General features: G+C 35.1%; 27 protein-coding genes and 1 pseudogene. 22 read left to right on the forward strand and 6 right to left on the reverse strand.

Annotated elements, in window-relative coordinates; translation table 11 throughout:
• Positions 1 to 16: 16 nt before the first annotated feature.
• From ABWU56_RS03730 to ABWU56_RS03755, 6 genes and pseudogenes are all read right to left on the reverse strand, one after another.
• Positions 17 to 241, reverse strand: a complete 225-nt coding sequence (locus ABWU56_RS03730) for a gpW family head-tail joining protein (RefSeq protein ID WP_172758858.1) — start codon at positions 239 to 241, stop codon at positions 17 to 19.
• On the reverse strand, positions 231 to 2,066 hold the full coding sequence (locus ABWU56_RS03735; protein ID WP_353281924.1) for a phage terminase large subunit family protein: 1,836 nt from the start codon (positions 2,064 to 2,066) through the stop codon (positions 231 to 233). The genes ABWU56_RS03730 and ABWU56_RS03735 overlap by 11 nt, the downstream gene beginning before the upstream one ends.
• Positions 2,063 to 3,544: an ankyrin repeat domain-containing protein gene (locus tag ABWU56_RS03740; protein WP_353281797.1), complete on the reverse strand. Its 1,482-nt coding sequence runs from the start codon at positions 3,542 to 3,544 to the stop codon at positions 2,063 to 2,065. The genes ABWU56_RS03735 and ABWU56_RS03740 overlap by 4 nt, the downstream gene beginning before the upstream one ends.
• Complete coding sequence (locus ABWU56_RS03745) at positions 3,544 to 4,023, reverse strand: hypothetical protein (protein ID WP_262986455.1); 480 nt, start codon at positions 4,021 to 4,023, stop codon at positions 3,544 to 3,546. The genes ABWU56_RS03740 and ABWU56_RS03745 overlap by 1 nt, the downstream gene beginning before the upstream one ends.
• 29 nt (positions 4,024 to 4,052) lie before the next feature.
• Positions 4,053 to 5,272 (reverse strand): annotated as a pseudogene (locus ABWU56_RS03750) (DNA modification methylase).
• Positions 5,273 to 5,375: 103 nt separating this feature from the next.
• Positions 5,376 to 5,852, reverse strand: coding sequence for a Holliday junction resolvase (locus ABWU56_RS03755; RefSeq protein WP_341810098.1), 477 nt, complete (start codon positions 5,850 to 5,852; stop codon positions 5,376 to 5,378).
• A 762-nt stretch (positions 5,853 to 6,614) separates the two neighbouring features.
• Between ABWU56_RS03755 and ABWU56_RS03760 the strand changes: the two genes are divergently transcribed.
• The 22 genes from ABWU56_RS03760 to ABWU56_RS03865 all read left to right on the forward strand — a co-directional run bounded on the left by ABWU56_RS03760 (position 6,615) and on the right by ABWU56_RS03865 (position 26,478).
• The gene (locus tag ABWU56_RS03760; protein ID WP_353281927.1) at positions 6,615 to 7,106 is read left to right on the forward strand and encodes a sigma-70 family RNA polymerase sigma factor; all 492 of its coding nucleotides are present in this window, start codon (positions 6,615 to 6,617) and stop codon (positions 7,104 to 7,106) included.
• A 69-nt stretch (positions 7,107 to 7,175) separates the two neighbouring features.
• Positions 7,176 to 7,982 (forward strand): ATP-binding protein, encoded by an 807-nt coding sequence (locus ABWU56_RS03765; RefSeq protein ID WP_341810100.1) that lies wholly within the window; start codon positions 7,176 to 7,178, stop codon positions 7,980 to 7,982.
• A 9-nt stretch (positions 7,983 to 7,991) separates the two neighbouring features.
• Positions 7,992 to 8,798: an AAA family ATPase gene (locus ABWU56_RS03770; protein ID WP_341810101.1), complete on the forward strand. Its 807-nt coding sequence runs from the start codon at positions 7,992 to 7,994 to the stop codon at positions 8,796 to 8,798.
• 18 nt (positions 8,799 to 8,816) lie between these two features.
• A complete protein-coding gene (locus ABWU56_RS03775; protein WP_341810102.1) occupies positions 8,817 to 9,317 on the forward strand; it encodes a hypothetical protein in 501 nt (166 codons plus the stop codon).
• On the forward strand, positions 9,314 to 10,552 hold the full coding sequence (locus tag ABWU56_RS03780) for an AAA family ATPase (RefSeq protein WP_353281929.1): 1,239 nt from the start codon (positions 9,314 to 9,316) through the stop codon (positions 10,550 to 10,552). Before ABWU56_RS03775 ends, ABWU56_RS03780 begins: the two co-directional genes overlap by 4 nt.
• Positions 10,553 to 10,563: 11 nt before the next feature.
• A complete protein-coding gene (locus ABWU56_RS03785) occupies positions 10,564 to 12,639 on the forward strand; it encodes an AAA family ATPase (protein ID WP_353281931.1) in 2,076 nt (691 codons plus the stop codon).
• An 85-nt stretch (positions 12,640 to 12,724) separates the two neighbouring features.
• Entirely contained in the window at positions 12,725 to 13,399 is a 675-nt protein-coding gene (locus ABWU56_RS03790; protein ID WP_353281933.1) for a hypothetical protein, read from the forward strand.
• 16 nt (positions 13,400 to 13,415) lie between these two features.
• Complete coding sequence (locus tag ABWU56_RS03795; RefSeq protein WP_353281935.1) at positions 13,416 to 15,332, forward strand: DUF4815 domain-containing protein; 1,917 nt, start codon at positions 13,416 to 13,418, stop codon at positions 15,330 to 15,332.
• A gap of 11 nt (positions 15,333 to 15,343) precedes the next feature.
• Positions 15,344 to 16,531 carry a hypothetical protein gene (locus ABWU56_RS03800; protein WP_353281936.1) on the forward strand — a complete coding sequence of 396 codons (1,188 nt, stop codon included), beginning with the start codon at positions 15,344 to 15,346 and terminating at the stop codon, positions 16,529 to 16,531.
• 5 nt (positions 16,532 to 16,536) lie between these two features.
• Positions 16,537 to 16,731, forward strand: coding sequence for a hypothetical protein (locus ABWU56_RS03805; protein WP_353281938.1), 195 nt, complete (start codon positions 16,537 to 16,539; stop codon positions 16,729 to 16,731).
• Entirely contained in the window at positions 16,728 to 18,191 is a 1,464-nt protein-coding gene (locus ABWU56_RS03810; RefSeq protein WP_353281939.1) for a hypothetical protein, read from the forward strand. The genes ABWU56_RS03805 and ABWU56_RS03810 overlap by 4 nt, the downstream gene beginning before the upstream one ends.
• A gap of 6 nt (positions 18,192 to 18,197) precedes the next feature.
• Positions 18,198 to 18,749 carry a hypothetical protein gene (locus tag ABWU56_RS03815; protein ID WP_353281941.1) on the forward strand — a complete coding sequence of 184 codons (552 nt, stop codon included), beginning with the start codon at positions 18,198 to 18,200 and terminating at the stop codon, positions 18,747 to 18,749.
• Positions 18,742 to 19,920, forward strand: a complete 1,179-nt coding sequence (locus ABWU56_RS03820; RefSeq protein ID WP_264377708.1) for a phage tail sheath subtilisin-like domain-containing protein — start codon at positions 18,742 to 18,744, stop codon at positions 19,918 to 19,920. Before ABWU56_RS03815 ends, ABWU56_RS03820 begins: the two co-directional genes overlap by 8 nt.
• 15 nt (positions 19,921 to 19,935) lie before the next feature.
• On the forward strand, positions 19,936 to 20,442 hold the full coding sequence (locus ABWU56_RS03825) for a phage major tail tube protein (protein ID WP_208571690.1): 507 nt from the start codon (positions 19,936 to 19,938) through the stop codon (positions 20,440 to 20,442).
• A gap of 46 nt (positions 20,443 to 20,488) precedes the next feature.
• Positions 20,489 to 20,746, forward strand: a complete 258-nt coding sequence (locus ABWU56_RS03830; protein ID WP_264376465.1) for a phage tail assembly protein — start codon at positions 20,489 to 20,491, stop codon at positions 20,744 to 20,746.
• A gap of 109 nt (positions 20,747 to 20,855) precedes the next feature.
• Entirely contained in the window at positions 20,856 to 23,147 is a 2,292-nt protein-coding gene (locus ABWU56_RS03835) for a phage tail tape measure protein (protein ID WP_264376466.1), read from the forward strand.
• Positions 23,147 to 23,494: a phage tail protein gene (locus ABWU56_RS03840; protein ID WP_226079687.1), complete on the forward strand. Its 348-nt coding sequence runs from the start codon at positions 23,147 to 23,149 to the stop codon at positions 23,492 to 23,494. Before ABWU56_RS03835 ends, ABWU56_RS03840 begins: the two co-directional genes overlap by 1 nt.
• 26 nt (positions 23,495 to 23,520) lie before the next feature.
• Positions 23,521 to 23,700, forward strand: coding sequence for a tail protein X (locus ABWU56_RS03845; RefSeq protein ID WP_264685729.1), 180 nt, complete (start codon positions 23,521 to 23,523; stop codon positions 23,698 to 23,700).
• Positions 23,697 to 24,662 carry a phage late control D family protein gene (locus ABWU56_RS03850; protein ID WP_353281076.1) on the forward strand — a complete coding sequence of 322 codons (966 nt, stop codon included), beginning with the start codon at positions 23,697 to 23,699 and terminating at the stop codon, positions 24,660 to 24,662. The genes ABWU56_RS03845 and ABWU56_RS03850 overlap by 4 nt, the downstream gene beginning before the upstream one ends.
• Before the next feature lie 58 nt (positions 24,663 to 24,720).
• Complete coding sequence (locus ABWU56_RS03855; RefSeq protein ID WP_214303457.1) at positions 24,721 to 25,266, forward strand: ankyrin repeat domain-containing protein; 546 nt, start codon at positions 24,721 to 24,723, stop codon at positions 25,264 to 25,266.
• Between the two features lie 67 nt (positions 25,267 to 25,333).
• Positions 25,334 to 25,549 carry a hypothetical protein gene (locus tag ABWU56_RS03860; RefSeq protein ID WP_006015629.1) on the forward strand — a complete coding sequence of 72 codons (216 nt, stop codon included), beginning with the start codon at positions 25,334 to 25,336 and terminating at the stop codon, positions 25,547 to 25,549.
• Between the two features lie 8 nt (positions 25,550 to 25,557).
• Complete coding sequence (locus ABWU56_RS03865) at positions 25,558 to 26,478, forward strand: patatin-like phospholipase family protein (RefSeq protein ID WP_341818982.1); 921 nt, start codon at positions 25,558 to 25,560, stop codon at positions 26,476 to 26,478.
• The last annotated feature ends 1 nt before the right edge of the window (position 26,479 follow it).

Genomic DNA, 26,479 nt, shown 5'->3' on the forward strand with positions numbered 1-26,479 from the left:
TTAACGATTTTTATCATTATATGATCCCTTTACTCGTTGAAAAAACAATTTTCCTCTTTGGCCTCATGCCTGCAACTTTTAACCCCGCTTTTATTCGTTGCCTGAGCTCCAATAAATCCTTTATTTGAACTTCCCCGTACCGCACAACATGGTCACCATATGCAATTGAGACAACTCTTTCTCCGCTTTGCAGTTTTTGAATTGCTTTCTCAACTTGAGTTAAATATTTTTCACTGTACATTTTGATTACCAAGCCACTTACTCTGTCTTACTTTTTTAGGCTTTTTGCTTTCCATTTTTCCACTCAAACTATTCCATTTACTCTCTGGCCAACGATCAATTCCAAGTGCAATAGATGCAGCTCTTGCATAAATTCGGCAATCTAGTACTTCATTTCTTTCTCTTACTTTTTGCCACTCTTGTTTGGTGTATCCTTTTACTACCTTGCTGACTAATTGCTCTGCCGTTAGCTGCTTAAAATATTCAGGTGCATATTCGGGAAAATGACAATATCCTGCTGGCACTTTCTCTTCTTCTTTTAAAATATTAAGTAATTGAAAAAGTTCTGACTTTAATATCGATACTCCTACTGGCCAGAGCTTTATTCCTCTCTTTAGCTTTTGACCACCAACTGTTATATCTACTCTACTTGGGCTGCTAAGTGGTACTAGTGCTTTATTTACACCTTTCACTGCCATTACTCTTCCAGAGCCTTGATGACCTCTTACCCAGTTGTATACTTCCTGTGTTGCATATCCTGCATCAACTGCCATCATGCTTATCATGTACTCAAGCCCATTTTCACCGATAAAATGATGATTTAAGAGCTCCGAAAGTTTTCCCCATACTTCTCCTCCTCCAGTATCACCTTCAAATACTCGGTAGTCTATTGACCAACTTTCACGACTTTTTCCCCATGCTACAACTTCCACCTCTAGACGATCTTTTTGGACATCTACTCCTGCAGTAAGTACCACTTCTCTCCTTGGCACTGTGCCAATCTGAAAAAATTCTCTCCTGTTAAATAATTGCTTCCAATCAGGTACTTCTCCTTTATCTACCCAAGTTTCTCCAAGCGTAGTATTTATCCAAACTTTCAGTAATTGTTCACTTTCTTTTGCATGGAGAAAATCTTCTACTGCTTGTTGCCAACTATACCAGCCAACTGGACTATAAAGACTTGAAAGATGAAATCCTTTTTTCTCATCTTTTACTCTATTAGTAGGCCTCCATTCTCCACGCTCAAGCATCTCTGTCTTTTGATGATTTTCTATCTTTTCACCACATTCTATACATATATAGTGTGCTGTATTTGGATTTTTATCTTCCCATTTTATTTGTGACCATTTTAATATTTGGTAATAATTACAATGTGGACATGGTACAAAAAAGTATCTCTTATCTGTTGCTTCAAATTCTTTCTCAATTCTGCTTATTCCATGAATCGTTGGCGTTGACACTAAAAAAATCTTTCGCCGTGCAAATGTATTAGTTCGAGCAATACTAAGCAGTACTGGATCTCCTTCTCCTCCTGAATCTCCTGGATACGCATCTATTTCATCAAGAAAGAGATATTTTACTGGCATAGACCTCAGTCCTACACTGCTGTTTGCTCCAGTAATCACAACTATTCCACCTGGAAATTCCTTACTTTGCACAGTATTGCCCGAATCTCTTGACCTTGGGTCTTTTACTTTACTTTTTAAGCATGGTGTACTCTCTATTAACGGCGCAAACCTTCCTTTTGACCAACGCTTTCCCATTTCAACTGTTGGCTGTACTACTAGCATTGGACCTGGTGTTTGATCGATAATATAGCCTATCCAATTGTTACCAGCTTCTGTTCCCCCAATCTGCGCTCCTTTCATGAATACTACTTTTTCTGCAGGTGAAGATGGTGATAGTGAATCCATTATTTCTTTTAAATAAGGAGTTCTTTCTGTTCTCCATTTACCTGGCTCTGATGCTGCAGTTGATGCTAGAACTCGATACTCATTCGCCCACTCTGATACTTTAAGCTCTGGATCTGGTTTTAAACCTTCAGAAAAAGATGTAGCATATATCATATCGCTAGCTCTTCACCATCATTAGATGATACCTCAACATCACTTAAAATAGAACTGCACTCACTTGTTTTCTCACTTTCAAGTTCAATAAACATTTTCTTTTCAAGTGCTTCTTCTATGTACTTCTGAGTTAAATTACTCATTGTTATTGCAGCTATGAACGCAACTATTCCCACCATTACCGCAGCTATAATGTTAGGGTAAATTCCCACTATCGCTATTGCACATACTGTTATAGAAACACAGACGATATTGATATATTTCTTTATTTTTTTGTCTGCTATTTTCCTTTCTTCAAAATATTTATTGCTCAATAAATGAAATGTTGGAAAGTTCTTCTGTCTTCCAAATAGCACTATTTCCTTCTCTTTGCTCAGTAATTTTATTAATTTTGCGTTGTTCGTTATTATTGCATACTGAAAAACATCCGTGGCATCTGCTCCTCTCTTTAGCAACAACTTTACTACGTTAAAGTGACCATGCTTTGCAGCAACATAAATTCCCGTTTTTCCACTCTCATCTACAGCATCTATTTCAACTCCTTCACCAAGAATACCGTCTATTAGGTCTTCATATCCTTTTCTGGCAGCTAAATGAAGCAAACTGTTTTTATCAGCTCCGTATCTATTACTTGCTAAAATCTTTACTATATCTAATCTATTTGCTTCTTTTGCATAACAAAATGGTGTCTTGCTATTATCATCCTTAATTAAAGGGTCTATATCTTCTCGCGTTAGTAAAACTTCTATTGTTTTCAGCCTTTCAGCATAATGTAGTGGCGTTTTATTTTCATAATCTTGTAAGTTAACCCCAGCATTAGGAACATTTATTAAGCATCTTACAATATCTAAACATAAGTCCCTTTCGTCGTAATTACTACTACTTATAGCTACGTGCAAAGAAGATAATTTCATTGCATTTCTGCCGCTACCAGCTATATTGACATTCGCACCAAGATTTGAAAGTAATTTTACTACTTCTAGCTTCTTGTTGTTTACTGCATAATGAATTGCTGCATGATTTCTCACGTCAAGAACATCCTTATCCGCGTTTCCTTCTCTAATTAAAATTTCTACTATTTCTTCATGTCCAGCTCCTGCCGCTAAGTGTAATGGTGTATGTAGTAAAGCATTCTGCTCATTAACATTAACTCCTTTGTTAAGTAAAAATCTTACAGCATTTGCTTCATTCAACATCGCAGCTAAGTGAAGCAAGCTATCTCCCTCTGATCCATATTTATGATTGATTAGTGCTTGTAATATTTCTTCTCTTGCACAAGAAAGCGCACTTTTACCATCATCATCAGCGATCAGTGGATTAATATTTTTCCTGTTCAGTAAGAGTGCAACCATACTAAGCTCGTTAATTTCTACTGCATAATGCAGTGGTGTCTTTCCGTTTGATCCTCTGACATTAACATCTAATCCAGGTTGATTAATGAGGCACTTTATTAATTCTAAACTTAACTTAGCAGACATTATTCAAATTTAGCGTTAGATAATTCTTGTAATGAGTTTGTAATCTCTTCGGTTAGCGCCATATGAATCTTTTCAGTGTCACTCAGTGATGCAAGCAGTGCTGAAACTCTATTTGGAATATTAAGCAAATTATTACGGACAACTCTTGCTACGTTAAATGCATCGCGCTTTACTTCCTCTACTGCTACAAGTTCTCCTATTTCAGCCTTAGCTTTTGCCTCAAGCAATTTACCACGTTCCATCTCATTTTTTATTCGCGTTTTTAGCAACATTGTGGAAAGCTTTTCTCCGTTTTCTGAATAGTTTTTTCTTCTCAGCGGTTGACTTGGATCTCTGATTGTTTCTATAGCCCTATTTGCTTGTTCTCGGTCAATGAGTCCATTCTCCAGCTCAACTATTCCTTTCTTTACTAAATAACAGACGTATTGCTTTGAAAATCCTTGTTCTCTTGCCCACTCTGTTTGTGTGATTTTTTCCACTCTTTTCCTCCTCTCTTTATTGCTCCTTTTTACGAATTTTCTTCTTGAATTTCTGCAAAAGTTTTACCAGTACTGGCTAAAAGGGCATCTCTTCCGGTATATATTTGCCAACGTTTTATGGTTACATCTACAAATTTTGAATCTAACTCTATTGTCCTACAATTCTTCCTGTTCTCTCACATGCAATCAGTGTACTTCCAGAGCCGCTAAATGGATCAAGAACTATGTCTCCTGATCTGCTGCTGTTTACTATTGCTCTCTCCATTAGCTCTACTGGCTTCATCGTTGGATGTAGTGTATTATGTGTTGGCTTATCATAAAACCATAGATCACTTTGATTTCTACCTCCATGCCACTCACGTTTATTGCCGCTTTTCCATCCATAAAGCATTGCTTCGTATTGTCTTTGATAATCTGATCTTCCTAGCGTAAAGTGATTCTTCGCCCAAATGATAAATGTCGACCAACGACCACCTGCTTCTTCAAATACTTTTTGTAAAGTTGAAAACTCTGATGATGATACGCAGATGTAAATTGCACCTTTCGTATATGCTAAAATATTGGAACAGATATCGTAGAGAAAAAGCTCGTACTTTTCACCTTGATTATCGTTTAGTATTTTTTTATCTTCTCTTTCCTGACTGCTACCGTAATCAACGTTATATGGAGGATCACAAATAGTAATGTCTGCCATTTTATCATCTAACAGTGCTTTATATGATTCAATTACAGAGCTATCACCACAATAGATTCTATGATCACCTAAAATCCATAGATCACCTAGTTTTGTTATTTCTACCTTTTTGTCATCAACAACTAAGTCAGAAAGATCTTCTTTTTCACCATCAAAATCATCGAGAAACCGTTGAACTTTTTCCAATTCAAATCCTGTCATTTTAAGGTCAAACTGCAAATCTTCTAGCTCTTGAATTTCTACTTTCAAAAGCTCATCATCCCACTTTGCCCAATTAGCTGATTGATTTGCCAGTAATCGAAAAGCTTTAGTTTGTGGTTCATTTAAATTATCACTTAAAACCACTGGAATACTCTCCATACCAAGCTTTCTTGCTGCTTTAAGTCTTAAATGACCATCAACCACAGTACCATCGCTTTTTACAACTATTGGAATACGAAAGCCAAATTCCCTAATTGAAGCACACATTTTGTTTACTACATCGTCATTTTTACGAGGATTACGCTCATATTCAACTAGGTTTCGAGTAGGATAGTAGTGGATTGCTAAATTCATATCTTAATAATTAAAAAGTTAATATTCAAAATATCTCTGACGCTAAAGAAGGCCTGGGGTCTGACCCACCAAACCCGCCAGTATGGCCGAAAGGACCCACTTTCTATGGTATTTTTAATATGTTAAAATCTTTACCAAGATTCATAGCGTAAAACATTAAAGCAAGGGCATCTGCCTCATTATCATCTTTGGATAAAAAACCTTTTTCCTTTACAGCTTCAATAACTTCACTCTTACTTGCATTGCCTTTGCCTGTGATAAAGCGTTTTATAGTCTTAACAGGAACACTCTGATAGGGAATATGATTCTCTTCACACCAAGCAGACAAATGTGCCAAGAAACCTCCGTAGCAATGAGCAGCATCAGTTCCTAAGTGTCTTCTAACTTCCTCAAAATAAACGGTTTCAATACTTGGAAATTTTTCCTTCATTTGATTCAACCACTTACGAAAATTTAAGAAGTGCATGCCACCACCACTAAAACGACTACCATGAAAACTTTCACTACCACTTTGAATCACTCCGTTGTGAAGAATAGACCATCCTGTTTGTTTGCCTAGATCTAGTGTTAGTATTGACATCTGTATTGTAAAACTTGAAAGAAGAGAATTTGAGTTATATGTTATATATATACAAAGCAAGTTTCATTTTTTCTAAAGGAAAACAAAAAAAATTTAGAATTATAAAATTTCTTTAGGTAGATCTGTTTGTTTGCCTAGATCTAGTGTTAGTATTGAAACCTGTATTGTAAAATTTGAAAGATTCCTCGCTAAACTCATACCTACCTCACAAAGTGATATGTTATACATACAAAGCAAATTTCATTTTTTCTAAAGGAAAGCAAAAAAAACTTAGAATTATAAAATTTCTTTAGTATCAAAGTTATTGAAATGCAAATAAGCCAAGCTCCTCTTTTTTAACTTTTTACTCCACCTAACTATAAATTATCAGTTTCATAGTATATTACATTTCACCATTACTTTATATTATTCTATATATATATGCATATATATTTACATATATTATATAATATATATAGATTTTCGGAAACCGGAAAGCTGGCCATTTTAGAGGATTTTAAAGCGTTCTGAACTGCCAAATTTTTTGGCAATGGAAATGCAATTTCTCCATATACTTAATTATAAAAAGTATTGAAATTCAATAGCTTATATTAAGCATGCTTTTATTTCCAAATTCTCAAATTTTACTGGAAATCATGGAAATTACAAAATTCAGATCAGCTTTTAGACCCCATTAAACTCATAAGAAATCTTATACGTATCCTATCTCTTTGTATACAAAAACTGGCATTCTGTAGGCCTTTAATTAATAAAGGTCATTTTATGAAATCAAAAAATATTTATAAAGGTATAAATCCTACAATCATCAAGTATGTTAAGTATCATGCTCTAAAACTTAAATCTAAGAGTTGCTTTGCCGATGAAAGTCTTGAAGACATTGAACAAGAACTTATTTGTCAGATTTGGCCTTACCTTAGTCATTATGACGAAACAAGAAGCAGTTTTAACACTTTTATTGATAGACTAGTTAATTCTCGTGCTCGCAATTTATTGCATAAACATCAATCTATGAAGTATAGCATGGTGTTTGGTCTTGATGATAATATACCTGATTATAAGCATTTTGAAGATGAAGTCTCATTGTACTTTGATATGGCAGATATTATTTCGACACTACCTGAAAATTGGAAAAATTTATGCATATTACTCAATGACTTCACTGTTGCTGAAGTAGCGGAAATTACAGGAATACCTTTATCTTCTGTCTACTATATCTTGAAGCAAATGCGTAATAAATTCTTACTGGTCAAATAATTTTTTTTTGCACCTTTTAGAAGATTTAAAAATTGCTTTGTATATATATCAAGTACATCGGGAGTAAAAATGAAAATAATGAACAGCAATGAACGGCTAAAAGTTCAAACAGGTGTAAAAATGGTCATCTTTGGACCTTACGGTATAGGTAAAACAAGTCTATTGAAGACTATAGATGACCCAACACTTTGTCTTGATTTTGAAGCTGGTTTACTTGCTGTTCAGAATTGGCAAGGAGATTCAATCAGTATTCGTACTTGGAATGAAGCGCGAGATATTGCCTGCTTAATTGGTGGTCCAAATCCTGCATTAAAATCTGATTCAGCATATAGTCAAAGACACTATGAGCACGTATCTGCTAAGTACAAAGAGCTTTTGCCAGAACTATCTAAATATCGCTGTATTTTCATTGATAGCATCACAGTAGCATCACGTCTGTGTTTATTGTGGGCAAAAATGCAACCTGAGGCTTTCTCTGACAGAAATGGCAAACAAGATATGAGAGCTGCATATGGCTTACTTGCTCAAGAAATGATGGCTTGGCTTAATCAGTTTCAACATATTCCCAATAAAGACATCATTACAGTCGGTACTCTTGGACAATATCTTGATGATTTCAATCGTCCAACATGGCTACCACAATGCGAAGGAGCTAAAACTGCCAGTGAAATACCCGGTATTGTTGATGAAGTAATTAGCATGGTTGCAATCAAGAAAGATGATGGCACAGAGGTACGTTCCTTTGTTTGTCATACCCTTAATTCTTGGGGATATCCAGCTAAAGATCGAAGTGGATGCCTTGAAATGGTTGAAGAACCACACCTAGGAAAGCTGCTTACAAAAATCAGAACTAAAACTTTTTCTAATGCTGTATAGGAGATCATTATGATACAAAATTTTTTCTCTATTAACCAAAAGGTTCCTTTTTTCAGTGTTAAGGAATACTTGGACGACCAATCACCAATACCAGAGGATATCATTCACCCAAGAATTTTAACTCAGAGGGGTTTATTGGTTCTAGGTGGCCCTCCGAAAATTGGCAAAAGTGACTTTTTGATTTCTTGGCTCGTTTGCATGGCTGCAGGAGTTTCCTTTCTTAGTATGACTCCAAGTAGACCTTTAAAAATCTTCTACATGCAGACTGAAATTGAATATGAATATATGAAAGAACGATTACAACAACTGCAACTAAATAAAGAACTTTTGAATATAGCTGCCAATAACCTACTTATTACACCAAGAGTACATTTATCATTTAATAATGAGGAAATAGATGAAATCAAGGAAATTGCGAAAGAACGCTTTAAACCTGATGTTATAGCTATTGATCCATTGCGAAACATATTTAGTAGTGAGTATGGAAATGAAAATGATAATAGTGCCATGCTATTCTTCCTTCAGAAAACACTTGAAAGGTTACGTAATGCTGTTAACCCCAATGCTTGCATAATCTTAACTCACCATACGAAAAAATTATCAAAGAAGATGCTTGAAGAAGATCCATTTCAAGGGCTAAGTGGCGCTGGATCTCTGAGAGGATTTTATAGCACTGGTATGGTTATGTATGGGCAAAATGAGGAGAGTTCCACACGTCAGATAGTTTTCGAACTACGCAATGGTGAACGTATACCAAATAAACTTGTCGATAAGATAAACGGTATTTGGCAAGTTGTTGATCAATGGAGTATTTAACCTTTTTATGGAGACTTTATGTTAGAAGAGTATTTAACTGATTTTAATACTGCAAAACTACAGAGTAGTTTAATACCTAAAGGTACAATAGTCAAGGTAAAAATGGCAATTAAACCTGGTGGTTACGAAAACTGGTTTACTAAAAGCTACGATACTGGAAGCATCTATTTAAACGCTGAATTTACTGTAATTGAAGGTCCATACGCAAATTGTAAGATTTACCAAATAATTGGTATTAAAAGTGGCAAAGCAGAAGGAAAAGAAGATACTTGGGGAGAATCTGGACGTTCTATGATTCGCAGTATTTTGGAGTCAGCTAGAAATATTCATGCAAATGACACTTCAGAAAAAGCAGTTCTTGCAAGAAAAATCAACTCAATTGCAGACTTAAATGGTTTAGAATTTACAGCAAAAATAGGCATTGAAGCGAATAATACCTATGGAGATAGGAACAAAATTGCTACGGTCATTACTCCTGAACAACAGAACAATTCAGAAGTTGATTGGGTGCCATTTTGAAGTACGACGAAGGAAAGTTGTGGGCTGCTGTTATTACTAGAGCTATTCAGGATGCAGCAGGAAAGAACCTAAAACTGAAAAAAGAGGCTTGTCAATGGATTCGCTCACGATCCTTTGAAACTGTTTGTGAGCTGGCTAATTTTGACTTTCAACGTCTAAAAAGTATGTTGAATAAATTTGGAATAAATCAGGAGGATTCTATGAATTTTTCATCTAAAAACGTTTTGAAAATAAAATTAATTGATAATATCAAAGATTGTGTATCTTATTTGCTACCTGATGGCAAATCTTACCAAAATAAATTTTATATTGGCAGTATAAACGGAAATAAAATAATAGTTGAAATAGAAGGAGAAAATGTAGGAAATTGGTACGATCTGATCGAAGAAAAGAAAGGAGATATAGTAGATCTTTGGACTTTAGTTAAAGGTGATGTAGATTCTGCTAAGGCATGGTTGAACACTAAAGGAGATGAAAAAAGCTCAACATTAGAAGAAAAAGCATTTTTCGTAAAGCATTACCTAAATGATAAGTCACCAATGCCACAAGATATAATAGGTCCAAGAATTTTAACTCCAGGTGGCCTTTTGGTTATAGGTGGTACACCAAAGGTTGGCAAAAGTCATTTTCTTCTTTCTCTGTTAGCACATCTTGCAGCAGGGTTATCATTTCTTGGTATGAAATCTACAAAACCGCTAAAAATATTCTATCTACAAAACGAAATGGAATATGATTATATTAGAGAACGTATACAACAACTCATCACTAATCAAAAACTTTCTAATTTAGCAACAGAAAATTTAGTTGTGACGAAAAAGATGAAATTGACCTTAAATGAAGAAGGTATAGAAAAGATAAAAAGCATGATAGCAGAAAAATTTGATTTGGTTGATTTAATTGTGATTGATTCTCCTTATAGTTCGGTTAGCTATGGTCTGCAACATGGAATAGAAAAACTACGCTCCAGAATTAATCCTATGGCTGGTATAATCATTACAAACCATACCAAAAAAGTATCTACCTCTACGTTGGAAAAAAATCCATTTCAAGCTTTAGTTGGTGCTAACGCTTTAAGAAGTTTTTACACATCTGGAATAGTAATGTTTCAACCTAATAAACGTACAAATATCTTGCAAGTAGTATATGAACTGAGAAACGGTAGATCTATACCAACGAAATTCATCAACAAAGTTAATGGATGTTGGAAAAATGCTAAAGTTATAGCTAGAGCATAATGTAGGTAGGTATGAATATATATTGTGATTTTAATACAGCAGCTCCACAAAGAAATAGTAATTATACATTATCGATAGAAAAGGAACGAATAAAAGATCAACTTTTACTAAGCATTAGATCTTGTCTTTCTTATTTACTGCCAAGAGGAGTTTTTCGTGGTGATAAGTTTTATGTAGGTGATGTACAAGGTAATAGAGGAAAGAGTTTAGTAGTAGAGCTATCCGGCAGTAAAGCAGGAGTCTGGCACGATTTTGCAACAGGAGAAGGAGGAGATATATTTGATCTTTGGGCTGCTGTTACTGGAAAAAGTCATTTTACCGAAACAATTGAGGACATTTCTAAGTGGCTTGGTTATTCAAAAGAGCATAGAACTAATGAAATTATAGGTCAGCCAACTACATCTTGGAATTATTACGATGAAAATAATCAGGTTATTGCTAGAGTTTACCGTTATGATACTGCTTCAGAAAAGCGATATCTGCCTTTTGACGTTAAAAAGTCTAGTTTTACTACACCAGAGATCAGACCTTTATACAATATTCCAGGTATTTTAAAATCTGATAAGGTTGTTTTCGTTGAAGGTGAAAAATGTGCAGATGCGCTGATAGAACAAGGTATTACTGCCACAACTGCAATGTCAGGGGCAAATGCACCAATAGAAAAAACAGACTGGTCACCACTTAAAGGTAAGCATGTTATTATTTGGCCAGACAATGATGTACCAGGCAAGAAATATGCTGAAAGAGTTGCTAAAAAGCTTTTAGAAATAGGAGTTGCATCACTTGTTACTCTCAAAATTCCACAAGATAAACCTGAGAAATGGGATGCAGCTGATTGTATATCAGAAGGAATAAATGTTTCAGAATTTATTGAAAAAAACTTAAGAAAAGCCAATTCACTTAACATTTTAGATTGGAGCGTAAGTCGCTACTTAGGCAAAGTTCCAGTACAAAAATTTCTTGTTGATGAGTTATTTCCTTTGGGAGTTGTTTCTATATTAGCAGCAATGGGAGATACCGGTAAAGGAATGCTTCTGCTTGATTTAGCACTTAAAGTTGCAAGTGATACAGACCAGATATGTGGTTTTGGTCCTCTTGTTAAAGAACATGGATCAGTGGTAATTTTCTCTGCAGAAGATGATGCAAATGAGCTACACCGACGTCTTGACCGCCTTGATCCTGAAGGTAAAAGAGCAGAGTACAGCAGTCGATTATTTATCGTGCCTATACCTGATACAGGAGAACCTTTTTCAGTAATTAAGACTAATATGCGTGGTAAATGTCCTGTAACTTCAGAGAAATTTGCAGATATAAGAAGACAATTAATTTCAGTAAAGAATTTAAGACTTATAGTTTTCGATCCACTTATGTCATTTGTTCATGCTGATATAAATTCAGATCCAGAGATTGGATGGTATGCTATGGGTTTACTTGCAAACTTAGCATCTGAAACAGGAGCATCTGTAATTGCTGCTCATCATATGAGAAAGCCAAAATGTGGATCGATCACAACCGTAGAACAGGCTAGAGATGCAATTAGAGGTACAACTGCACTTGTAGATGGAGTTAGATGTTCTTTTGCGTTATGGCCTGCACCTATGGAGCATTATAATTTTGTATGTAATGCATTAAGAATTGATAGAAATAGCAACACAATTTACCAAGGAGCAATAGTAAAATCTAATGGAGCAGCAGATAGAAGTGTAAGAACTTACTTACGTTCAGCAACAGGTTTACTTGAAGACATCTCTGAACAGATTATGGCGAATAAATCCTCTGATGAGAGTTTACAAAATATTCTCATTCAGTATATAAAACTTTTTGCAGAAGAAGGACATCCATTTACTCATACAGGTGGTCCAGGAATCTTTAAGCAACGTCATAAGTTACCATCTATGTTCCATAACCTTAGCAGACATAGACTTGAGCGACTAGTACAGAATTTATTAAATAAGGGCAAAGTAATAAAAGGCATGTCTATGGATTCAAAGGAAGACAAGTGGCTTGATATACCAACTGGTCCTTTTGCTAGAGGAGAAGGTAAGTTTAATCTAGGTGCAGGAAGTTTTCAAACAGTTAATTTATAGTTTTGCAAAAAAAATATTTTCATCTTTTTTAGAAAATTTTGAAATTGCTTTGTATATATATTATAGAGCGCATTAGTTTTTCACTATGTCAATTCTCACACAATCAGGCAGAGCAGCAATAGCAGCAAGCATAAAAGAACAACCCTTACATCTTGCTTGGGGCAGTGGTGATGCAAATTGGGAAAGTAGCCATAGAGTAGAAAAAACTTTTACCAATGGTGAAATAATGCTTGATCACTCTCCAGTGAAGAATGTCAAGGTTTTTACAGGAGAAACGATTTATCAGCCAAGTGTTGACTATTTAGTTGATAGCAATACTGGAATGATTAAATGCCTTGAAAATAGCCCTATTGCAGCAAGTAGCATAGTAACTGTAGAATACACTCAGAGTACACCGCCAGAGCTCATTACTTCTACAAAATTATTAAAGGAAGTTGGACGTCGCGTAGTTGATGAGGTACTTTTCTGCACAGGTGATGAGAATGGAGAACTAATTACTCCCTCAGGACGGTTTAAACCTTCAAATGTACCAACCAATAACTTGTACCTTAAATTTACTTTCGATTTCACGGACGCAGCAAATCAAGTGATACGGGAATTAGGAGTTATGGTTGGTACAAAAGTAAAAGAGGCAGGAAAGAGATATTTTGAACCACAAGATATTGAAAACTTTGGTATTTTATTGATTCTAGAGCATACAGTACCTCTTATTAGAACCGCTGCCACCCGGGAAACTTTTTCATTTGTTGTAACTTTTTGAATTTTTCTAGCATAAAATGACTTTAAACGCCTATTACAATCGCTTTAATCCTGACAAAGAATACGAAAAAAGCTTGTTCCTGGCAGGAAGAGGTTTACAGTCTGCAGAATTAAATGAAACTCAGGAGTATGCTCTTTCTAAGCTTAAAGGCATAGGAGATGCAATATTTCGTGATGGTGATGTTGTAACAGGAAGTAATTGTATTATAGATAGAGAAACTGGTAAAGTTACACTTGAGTCAGGAAAAATCTATCTTCGTGGAGCAGTTAGAAAAGTCGAAAAAGAAGAGTTTGTTATTCCACTGAGTACCACAGTTCGTATAGGTGTTTATTATCTAGAATCTACAATTACAGAACTTGAGGACGCAAATCTTCGTGATCCTGCTGTTGGTACACGTAACTATCAGGAAGTAGGCGCAGCAAGGCTTAAAGTTTCCACCATTTGGGGTTATCAAGCAGAAGGTCTTTCTCCACGTTTTTCTGAAGGAGAATTTTACCCAATTTACAATATTGAAAATGGAGTATTGATAGAACATTCACCGCCACCACAAGCAAATATAGTAACTACAGCTCTTGCTCGTTATGATAAAGAAGCCAATGGTTCCTACGTTGTAAATGGCCTAGAGGTAATGTTTCTACATAAAGAAGGTGGAAAAGAAGTATTCGTGATTAATGAGGGCAAAGCTCATGTTGATGGCTATGAAATTGAGTTACCTCATAGTATTCGTGTTTCTTTTGATGAAGATCCAGATATAAAATCAGTTGAATCAGAACCACATACTTTTCAGCCAAATAGCCAAAGAGTAATGGAACTGAAGGTGAATGATTTTCCAATAAGTGAAATTAAAAAAGTAGATATAACTGTTCAAAAAACCATTACCATTACTCACGGTTCATATTCAGGAGCCATTGATCCGATACCTGACTCTGCAGTACTTGAGATTATTCAAACTAAACAAGGCAATGTTATTTATGAAAACAGTATAGACTATAAGTTAAATGCAGGAAACGTTGATTGGTCACTACCTGGCAAAGAACCAGCACCTGGAAGTAGTTACCTGATAACCTACCGCTGTCGCACTCATGTAAGCCCTGAAGATATAAATGAAGAGGGATGTAAAGTAAGGGGAGCAGTTGATAACAGCTTGGTTCTGATTGATTACACCTGGAAAATGCCACGCTTTGATTTAATTACTATCGATAGCAAAGGAGTGGTAAGAAGAATAAAAGGAATTTCCCATTCTTGGAGACCATCAATGCCTAAAGCGCCTAGCGGACAACTTTTGCTCTGCTACATTCATCAGACATGGAAAAACGGAGAAAAAGAAGGGGTAAAAATAGTGAATAATGCTATTCATGCTGTACCGATGAATGAGCTTGAAGCAATGAAAAAAGGAATAAATGATCTTTATGCGCTGGTTGCAGAGGAACGTCTACGCAATGATGCAAATTCAAGAGAACCTACCACCAAAAAAGGAGTATTTGTTGATTCATTCTTTGATGATGATATGCGTGATCAAGGAATTTCGCAGTCTGCAGCAATAGTAAATAGAGAGCTAGTTCTGCCAATAGATGTAGAAGTTGCAGATATTGAAAAAGGTGGGGAAAGATATCTTTTGCCTTATAAACTTGAACCGGTACTGGAGCAGCTTTTACAGACCAAAGGAGAAAAGATCAATCCATATCAAGCTTTTCCGGCGCAAATTACTCTAAATAAAAACATTGACCACTGGACAGAGGTTACCACGAATTGGAAAAGTCCAGTAACTAGAGTGTTTAATACTAGAGAAACAACAGAGCTATTGTCAAGTAATTCTTATGAAACTGAATTTATGCGAGAAGCAGTACAGAATTTTGAGATCGAAGGCTTTGAGCCAAATGAAAAGCTCAAGGAGGTGAAGTTCGATGGTATCTTCATTCAGCCTACTGCGTAAGAGGTAAAAATATGCTCACAGCCAACAACCAGGGAAAATTAAAGGGAAAGATAAAAATCCCAGCAAATATTCCAGCAGGTACTAAATTAGTACAGTTTTATGGGGATAAAGGAAGCTATGGAGAGGCAACTTATACTGGTAAAAAAACAATTACCATAGAAGAAAGAAGAAGAGTGATCTCAGCAAGACGAGTTGATCCTTTAGCGCAAACATTTACTCTAAATGAAAGCAGGCACATAGGAGGTCTAGAGTTATGGTTTATAAATAGAGGCAAAAAACGTGTTGCTGTGCAGATTAGAGAAACAGCAGTGGGAATGCCCTCACAAACTGTCATTGCTGAAAGCTATATTGAGCCAAAAGATATAAAGATAGATGGCACAGCAACACGTATAAAGTGGTCACCAGTGTTTTGCCATGCAGGAGAGGAGTATGCAATAGTACTGCTTACTGATGATCCTGGTACTGCAGTCAAAATAGCAGAACTTGGCAAATATGATGCAGTAAATAGCCGTTGGGTAACAAGTCAGCCATATCAAGTAGGAGTATTACTTTCATCTAGCAACGCAAGTACTTGGACACCACATCAAAATTTAGATCTAACTTTTAGGCTTTTAGCAACGAAGTTCACTGAAAATTCTCACGTTATTGATCTTGGTAAAGTTACTGCAAATAACGTATCAGATTTAATTGTTTTGACGAACGTCGAAAAAGTAGCATTTGATACTAATGTAGAATTTATTCTGACAGATGAAGAAGGAAAAGAAAATTTTCTATCTGATAACTTGCCGCTCGCGCTGCGTGAAAGATTATCTGGAGAGCTAACAGTAAAGGCAAATTTAAAAGGGTCAAAAGAAAAAAGTCCTGTTCTCTATCCTGGGTTACAGCTAGTTCTGGGTAATCTTTCAGAGTTCGGAGATTATGTTACAAGAAGCATTACAGCAGGAGCTAACACTAAGATAACAATTACCTATGATGCGCTGATACCTGGCACTGCAGACATTAAAACTTATGTAGAGAAAAACATGGGAGAATGGCAATTAGTCAATTTAACATCAGGAAAACCAATAGGGGAAAATTGGGTAGAGAGAACTCATGTGCTATCAAATTTTAATGCTAGTGAGACTAGAGTAAAATTAGTTTTGAGTGGTACGGTTGTCTATCGTCCAAAGGTAAAAAACTTGCGGATTGTTATAACATAAAAAAAATGCCAAATGATAAAACAAGCAGAGACTATCCATTACCTCATCCAGAAAATATTGCAGTTCAAGATGTGGTACGTATTCGAAGAGCTATAGAAAAAATAGATGAAGATATTACCGAAAGAGAAGATGAGCATAATCAACTAAAAAATAATTTTAAACGATTTAGATTTGAAACTTTTTTGAATTTTTGGGAATGAAAGAAGCAATAGAAGCGTTACATCAAAGGATAAAGGATTTAGCAGCAAGTAGCACACCTGATCAACTGGCATATCTTGCAAAATCGCTGGAATTGATAGCAGATAAAAAAGCTATTTCCAACGTTGTGCAGATGACTGAAGTAAAAGGAATAATTGATGCACTACAAAAGAGGCTTAAGGATTTAGCAGCAAACAGTACACCAGATCAATTAGCATATCTTGCTAAAGCATTGGAATCAATAGTCGACAAAAGTGCAGTTTCTGAAATTGTACAGATGACTGATGGTAAGCTAAAAGAACTTCTTGATAGTGCAAAAAAACACCTAAATGATATAAACAGCAATAAAACAAACTCAATATCAGCAATAACTGCAGTAAAAACAGATTCTGTTAATGAAATCAACAAGCTTAGGGATAATTCCTTAAACACTTTAAAAGCATCATCAGATTCACATGTATCGCTACTTGATACGAGAAAGAATGCCAATATTGCAGCAATAAATAGCATTAGTAATAGTCATAAAGATGGTCTTAAAGGTTTAGTAGAAGATTTTCGTGCTGTTAATAATGTACCACCTGGCTCATCAATTATAGGAGAAATAGAAACTCGAATAGAAAACATCTCTAATGAGGTAAAAACTAGAGATGATCAATTAAAAATGTCGCTTACAAACGAAATAAAAAAGCGCAATATGGTTGAACCAGGTTCATTACCTTTCTTATTTGGTGTACTGGGCAGAAAAAATAATTACTTTGGTCACGGAACTTTTACGACAGAGCTTGGAAAGTGGAGTAGTGATATAACAAAAACCGACTGTATGTTGCAATTACTAGCAGGTAGCCATACATATGATACAGATTACGTTAGTTTTTATCGGCCAAGACAACTCAGTTTTATAGAGGGAAATAAAGGAACATTTATTTATGGAGAGTTATGCGCAAAAAGTTTTTCGGGTAGTTATGATGAGATATACTATTACCCGTATGCTGCACTTGGAGTAATATTTGTAAAAAATACAACGAATGTGAACATAAATAAAACAATAGAATTTGTTGGATCATCATACTCTAGTACGGAGTACGGGGGTGCAGGACTATTTGTGGGAACATCAGATAATACCAATTCTAATAAATCAAGTATTTCAAGAATAATATGGAAAAATGTTTACCAATACACGAGTTCTGATAGCAAGTTAGCTGGATCTGGTAATGTGGAAATTCCAGCAGGAAAAACAGTTGCAATATTACTTTATACATCATCTTACCTATGTTCCAGAACACAAGTCAGTCAAGGTATGCTTGCATCAAATTATGTATACAACTATGGTCAATTTATTCAGTGGGGAGTATATAACATACGTAGCAATTTTCTAACCACGGGGCTTGAAATAGATGTAGAGAGAACGCTAAAAGCTTGGCAATGTCCTGGGTTATCTGAAACTTATGAACTCTGGAGGTAACAAAGAATGTCTATCTACATTAGATTTGAAAATGATAAACAAGTAGAAACAACAACACTTGAAAGCAAGCCAACTGAAAATGATTGGTATGAAGCACCAGAAGATTTTGATTGGCAAAAAAGCTATTGTTTAACAGAAGGGGAGAAAATTGTTGAAAGGAATAAGGAAGATATTGAGCTGGAATTATTGGAAAATGCAAAACTTTCTGCACTTTCTAGTCTCCGTACTTATTATAATAACTATACTCACCAATACGCAGGATATTCTCATCAGAAGCTTAAGTCGTACGAAATACAAGCAAAAGCCGCAGAAAACATTCTAGCAGCACCAGAATCTATAGACGAAAAAGATGCAGAAATTATAGAGCCATTAGCAAAAGTACGTGGTATTACAGTTACTGAAATGGCAAGAATCATTGAAGAAAAAGTAAAAAAAGCAGTAAAAGAAATAATGAAATGTGAAGAGTTGGAAGACATTACCAAGAAGAAAATTGCAGAAGCCAAAAGTGTAGAGAACTTACTAAACGATTTTAAACAAAAGATGCAAAGAAATGGCTGAAGAATTTTTGCACGGAGTAAATGTTATTGAGGTAACCTCAGGGGCCAAAGCAGTACGTACAGCTAAATCATCAGTGATAGGTGTAATTGGTACTGCACCTGAAGCAGATGAGCAAAAATTTCCGCTAAATAAACCAGTGTTAGTTGCAGGAAGCTTAAAGGAAGCAGTAAAGCTCGGAAAGAGTGGAAGTTTACCTTCTGCAGTAAATGGAATATTTTCCCAGATTGGTGCAACAGTTATAGTAATTAGAGTTGAAGAGAGTGAAAACAGCGATCCAAAATTAAAAGAAGAAGAGACGCTGAAGAATATAATTGGCGGTGTTGATAAAGAGACTGGAGAGTATCAAGGGATAGAGGCATTCCTCAACAGTGAAAGTATAGTTCATGTTGCTCCAAGAATATTAATTGCGCCTCAATTTACTCATCAATTGCCTGAATCTAAAAACCCAGTAGTAGCAGCTTTGATAGGAGTAGCAGAAAAGCTAAGAAGCATAATAGTAGCAGATGGTCCAAATACCAATGATGAAGAAGTAATAAAATGGAGAAAAAGTGTAGGCAGCTCAAGAGTTTACGTAGTTGATCCTTGGGTTAAGGTATTTATTGAAGGAAAAGAAGAAATTTTGCCAGCAAGCCCATTTGTAGCTGGTTTAATAGCGAAAGTAGATAGTGAGCAAGGATTTTGGCATTCACCTTCAAACAAAGAGATAAATGGTATTGTTGGAACAAGCAGGCCTATTGATTTTACGCTCGGTGATACAAGTTGTAGAGCAAACCACTTGAATGAAAATGAAGTAACAACGATAATTCATCAAAACGGCTACAAACTTTGGGGCAATAGAACATGTTCAAATGACTCAAAATGGGCTTTTTTATCAGTGAGAAGGACTGCAGATTTAATCAATGATAGTTTACTTCGAGCTCATCTCTGGGCAGTTGATCGAAATATTACCAAAACTTATATAGATGATGTAATTGAGGGGGTGAATTCTTATTTGGCCAATTTAAAAGCACAAGGAGCTATTATTAGCGGAAAATGTTATGCAACACCTGAACTCAATACACCGGCAAATATTGCAAGCGGGAAAGTATATTTTGATTTCGAATTTACACCACCATATCCAGCAGAACAGATTACTTTCAGGTCACATCTTGTGAGTGGTACAATATTATAAAAATGGGAGAAAGAGATGTTACCGAAGATTTTAAAGAATTTTAATGTATTCGTAGATGGTCGGGGTTATGCAGGAAAAATTGATGAGATAACGTTACCAAAGCTCACCATAAAAACCGAAGAATATCGTGCTGGTGGTATGGATATCCCAATAAATATTGACATGGGCATGGAAAAGCTTGAAGCAGACTTTACTTTCGCTGAGTATGATTCAGAACTATTTAGACTTTTTGGCTTGATAGATGGAAATTCAGTATCTTTAACGCTCCGTGGAGGAATGCAAGGAAGTGGTAGCAATGATATTGAAGGAGTAATAATCAATTTAAGGGGCATATTCAAAGAATTTGATTTTGGTAGCTGGAAACCTGCTGAAAAAGCAACGCTGAAGTGTACTGTAGCTGCCCATTACTATAAACTTACTATCGGTGGTAATGAATTAATAGAAATCGATGCTGAGAACATGATCCGTAAGATTAACGGTGTTGATCAAATGGCCTTGCTGCAAACGGTTTTAGGTATTTAGGTTTAGTTTTAAAAAGATTTTAGAATTTTATTTTTTAGGAGAAAGTATGACAACAGTAAAACTTGATAATCCAATAACAGTTGATGGTATTTCTATCTCAGAGCTTACCATTAGACGTCCAAAAGTTAGAGATTATCTAGCTATTGAGAGACTTAATGGTAGTGATCTAAGTAAGGAAGTAACTTTGACTGCCAACCTGACATCAGTTGCAAAAGAAGCAATTGAAGAGTTGGATATTGCTGATTATGTGAAAGTGCAAGAGGTATTAAAGGATTTTTTTTCACCGATTATCCAAAAAACTTGAGATTAGAAATACTAGTACTTGGCTCTATCATAGGTGGTGGAGTTGAGCACATTCTTGATATGGAGATTAGTGAGTTTATTTTATGGAGCAAATTAGCTAGGAAGTTCAAATGTCAGTATTATCGATAAAAATAGGTGCGGTACTTGATGGCAGTTTTAATACTGTAATAAAGGGCAGTAGTAATCAACTTACTTATCTTGGTGAGAATATAAGAAAGCTTGATTCATCTTTAAAATCAGTATCAAAGTTTAAGCAGTTGGGTAGTGATGTTTTGACTAGCAGGAGGTCGTGGAAGGGCTTTGAAGATCAGGTAAAATCTTTAGCTAAACAAATGAAAGCAATAGAGAAACCAAGCAAAACTTTAAAAGCTGAGTTTGATAAAGCTAAGTTTTCTGCAACAAAAGCAAAAGAAGCATATTTGAAAAAGAGAGATGCTTTGCATTCATTTAATGAAGAAGTAAGAAAAAGTGGAAGAAATATTAAGTCATTAGTAAGTAATCAATATAAACTTGGCTCATCTGTTGAAGCGCTAAAAGGTAAGTATGGTAAGCTTGGGTCTGCAATACGTAATCACCAAAGTTTTTTAGCAAGCAAAGCACATTTTAAGTCACAAATTATAGAGACTATTGGACTAGGTCTTTCGCTTGCAGCTCCGATCAAGGTTGCGATTGATTTTGAAAGTGCTATGGCTGATGTAAAAAAAGTAGTAAAATTTGTGCAAAATGATACTAAAGATGAAGCATCAAAGTTTGCTAAAGAATTAAAGAAATTATCTCGTGAAATACCCTTGTCAGCTGCAGAATTAGCACAAATAGCTGCAAGTGGTGGTCAACTTGGTATTGACAAAGATGATCTTATGAAGTTTACAACAGTAGTTGCTAAAATGACCACAGCGTTTGACATGTCTTCAGAAGAAGCTGGTAATGCTATTGCGAAAATATCCAATGTCTATGGAATTAAAGTTGATGGTATGGAAAATGTAGGTAACATAATAAACCATCTTTCAGATAATACTGCTGCCAAAGCTAAGGAAATGGTTCTTACACTGAATAGAATTGGTGGTAATGCTAAACAGTTTGGTTTAGAAATTGATCAAGCAAGTAGCTTAGCAAGTGCGTTCATAAGCTTAGGTAAACAACCTGAAAAAGCAGCAACTGCTATAAATAACTTTCTTAGTAAACTACAGACTGCAAGAGAGCAAAGTCCTGAATTTCATGATGCATTAGATGAGATGGGAACAAGTATAGAAGAGCTTGAACAAACCATTAAAAAAAATCCTCAAGAGGCAATATTGCAATTTCTTGAAACTTTAAAAGAAATAGATGATCAAGAGCGTGCCGGTATTCTTATGAATCTATTTGGTGCTGGGTTTCAAGATGACATTGCTCTTTTAGTAGGAAGCTTAGACATTTACAAGAAAGCTATTGAACATTTAGCTGATAAAGAAAAATATAACGCTTCAATGCAGGACGAATTTAACAATCGGGCAAATACTACAGCTAATAAATTACAATTACTTAAAAATGCAGTATTTGAAGCTGGCATGAATCTAGGGTCAGTAATGTTACCTACTTTAAATTATGTAGCTGGAAGTTTGAAAACAATAACAGAGCGTATAGCTTCTTTTGCAGAAAAACATCCAACTTTAACTACGGCAATCATGAGTACTTTAGCAGCTTTGATAAGTTTAAAAATTGCAGCAGTAGGACTAGGATACGGATTTACATTGCTAGGAAGTACGATTTTTGGTCTGAAAGCAAACCTACTTGGAGTATTTTCATTTTTATCAGCTACAGTTTTTCCTGCAGTAATAACAGGACTAAGAGCAATAACGTTTGCTGTAATGAGTAACCCGATTGGACTTTTAGTAGCAAGTCTTGTCACTGGTGCAGCTCTTGTTATCACTAACTGGCAAAAAGTGAAAGACTTTTTCTCTAGCTTTTGGAAATCACTCATTAAACCTATAGGAGAAGCTTTTTCATGGATGGGAAATACAGTAAGTAGTATATTTGCTGAGAATAGTCCGATTAGAAAATTTGAAAATAATGGAAATGTTGTTAATGAGCTTTCTAAAAATAGCATTTTCAGTAACGGAACCTCATTGACAAATAATAGTGCTATTAAACAATTTTCAGAAAATAGCAAAAGCAATTTTGAGAATTTTAAAATTAAAAGTGTTATAGAAGAAAAAAGAGCTATAGAACAAGAAGAAGTTGAGAAAGCATTCAAGAAAAGTAGATATGAAAATAGGGAATCGAAAGTATATAACCAAGCATTCTATCAAACGTTTAATATCAACATTAAGTCTGAAGATGTGCGCAGTGTTGCTGATGCAGTAATAGAAAGGTTTAGAGAACAAGCACGTGGAGCACTTTTTGATATAGTTGAAGAGTTGCATTAATGTTGCTTGGGAAATGTAAGCTTGAACTAACAAGCCTAAGATACATTAAAGAAGAAAGGTGGTATACAATTGAATGTATTGAAAAAACGTCGCTACAAAACATTGGCTCAGGAATTGAATGTATTGATTTGACAGGAGTGATTTATCCACATTATCAGAGTAATGGCTTAGAACAGCTAAAAAATATACGTGATACTCAAGAACCACACGTTCTAGTTGATAATTCAGGAAATGTGCTTGGAAATTTTGTCACTACTAATGTAGAAGAAAAACAGATATTATTTTTTCCTGATGGAAAACCAAGAAAAGTTGAGTTTATTTTGAAGTTAAAAAGTTACAGCAAGTGATTTATTATTACACTAAAGAAAACGAAATGTTAGATGAAATTTGCTGGAAACATTATGGATACAGTAGTGGAGCAGTGGAGGAAGTATTGCTTGAAAATCCAGGACTTGTAGAACATGGAAGTTTTTTGCCCGCTGGATTAAAAATTAAGCTTCCTAAAATTCAGAGAATATTGAAAGAATCTGTTATAAATATTTTAGATGAATGACACCAGATTTTGATATAGTAGCAAAAAATAACCCAGTAACAGAGGTTTTAAAAAAGAGTTTAATATCACTACGTGTAACTGATGGATCCGGTACTACAAGTGACGAAGCCGAGATATATATTAGTTATAGCTCTAGCGCTTTAGAACTTAAGGGTAATTTACAAATTTTTCTCGGATATAAAGAAACAGGTTTACTACCTATGGGAGTATATAAGGCAAATCAAATTACAATACAAAGTCCACCACAAACTTTAAGAATAAAATGTGATGCTGCAAGTTTAAGAGGATCATTAAAGGAAAGAAAATCAAAGGAATGGAAGGACATTACCTTAGGAGATTTAATTAAAGAAATAGCACAAAAGCATGGGTATGAAAGTAAAGTCGCTGAAAGATTTGAAAATATATTTGTACCACATATCATCCAAGCAGAAGAAAGCGACATGAGTTTTTTGGAAGGATTAGGGAAAAAATATGATGCACTAGTAAAACCAGCAGGAGGATATATAATTTTTATTCCAAAGGGAGAAGCAAGATCAGCAACTGGAAAGATGTTAGGCACAACAGTACTTACACCTAAAGATGTTATAAATTGGGAGGTAAATTTTAATGTGCGTAACAAATATGGATCTGTTATTGCAAAATGGCACAGTTATGAAAAGGGAGAAACTATAGAAGAGGAAGTGGGAAATGAGGGTCCAAGTTATACTCTGCAAACGCTTTACTCTACTGCAGAATCAGCAATTAGTGCAGCAGCAGCTAAGTTAAGACAATTAAAACGTAGTACATCAAATTTAAATGTAACTGTTCCTGGTAATCCAGAATTATTTGCAGAAGCTAAGATCAGCCTTTCAGGATTTTGTCAGGAAATTGAAGGTGAATGGGTAATTAGCAAGGCAGAACATATTCTGAATAACAGAGGATATCAAACTATAGTAGAAGCAACAGTGAGCAAAGCTGTTTAAGTGAAACTTAAGCAAATGGTTATTTAATTCTAGATGGGTATAATTATTGCAGTACTACATGAGCAGAAATGTAAGAAGGCTTTTTCATAAAAATTCAATTATACGTCAAGGAGAATTTGATGGATTAATTTTTCTTATAGTGCTAACGGTGTGTATTGTGGTTATATATTTTTCCTTGTTTAAAAAAGGAGATGAGAGTTACAGCGCCACATTAGAAATCGCAGCTAAGAACTGTGACTTAGAAACTGTGAAATCCTTGATAAAAGATAATATAAGTATTGGTGAAAAATCATTACGTTATGTTGCAGGAGAAGGATGTTTAGAAATCGTAAGGTTTTTAGTAGAAGATGGTATTGATATTAATGCTACTAATAAATTTAAATGGACAGCGCTACATTCTGCTGCAGATCAAGGCTATTTAGAAATCGTTGAGTTTCTATTAGAAAAAGGAGCGAATCCTAACATAAAGGATAGCAATGGAAAAAGCCCTAGAAGAATAGCTGTAATGGCATCAAGGCACAACAAAGATAAACCTTACAGAGAAATAATAAAGCTACTTGCAGAAGCAGAGGATCGATACAAATCAATAGAAAGAAATCACTAAAGCTGTAAGTTTTCTATAATCTGTATATAAACTTCTAAAACTATCCATAACAAGTTAATATCTTCACATGAAAAAGCAAAAAATCCCAATCACAGTAATAGTAACGATAGTAATACAGACCATAGCAACAATTTGGTGGCTCGCTAAGCTTGATTTAAAAGTACAAATTCATGATCAATTTATAGAACGAAATCACGAACTAATGGAAACAGTTTATCGCCTTGAGGAGCGGGTAAAAAACCTCATTGAAGAAGTTAATGAGCTTGAGCAAAAACACAAATAAATTTCACAGTGGCAAAATACATCCTTTCAGTTGACGGCGGAGGCATAAGGGGCATAATACCAGCCATTATTCTAGCAGAAATAGAAAAAAGAACAAGAAAGAGGGTAGCTGAAATCTTTCACTTAATGGCAGGAACCTCAACTGGTGGAATTGTTATTGCTGGATTATGTAAAAAAGATAAACCTCAATATTCTGCTAATGATTTAGTCGAGTTCTATCGGGAATATGGACCATATATTTTTAAGTCTTCATTCTTTAGGCGATCAATATTATCTTGGTTTAATTGCACACAATACCCACATAAAAATATTGAATTTGTACTGGATAAATATTTTGGAGAGGATATTCTAAAAAACACATTAAGTAAGGTACTGATAACAAGTTATGATATTCACAATAATCGTCCATTTTTCTTTAAAAACTGGAAAGAAGGTAATATTAAGCTGAAAGATGCACTCAGAGCTGCAACGGCTGCACCTACTTATTTCATACCAAAACATCTAAAAATTGACCAGATAGATAGAGTATTAGTGGATGGAGGGGTTTTTGCTAATAATCCAGCGTCTTGTGCATATGCAAGTGGTAAGAGGTTATTTCCAAATGATGATATTCTACTGTTATCGATAGGTACTGGAAGAACAGATAGAAGCATAGAGTATGCCAATTCAAAGAGATTTGGAAAAATAGGCTGGATAAAACCTTTGTTAAATGTGATGTTTGCCTCTGGATTGGACTGCGTAAATTATCAGATGAATCAAGTAATAGGCAATAGATACGTAAGAATACAATCGCAATTGAAGCTAGCGTCGGCTGACATGGATAACATTACATCAAAAAATATCAAATCTCTTCAACAAGAGGCAAAGGCAATGATAGAGGACAATCAGAAAGTGATAGAAAAATTCTGTATAGATATATTAAATATATAAC

The sequence above is a fragment of the Wolbachia endosymbiont (group B) of Horisme vitalbata genome (assembly GCF_964028625.1).
GTDB lineage: Bacteria > Pseudomonadota > Alphaproteobacteria > Rickettsiales > Anaplasmataceae > Wolbachia.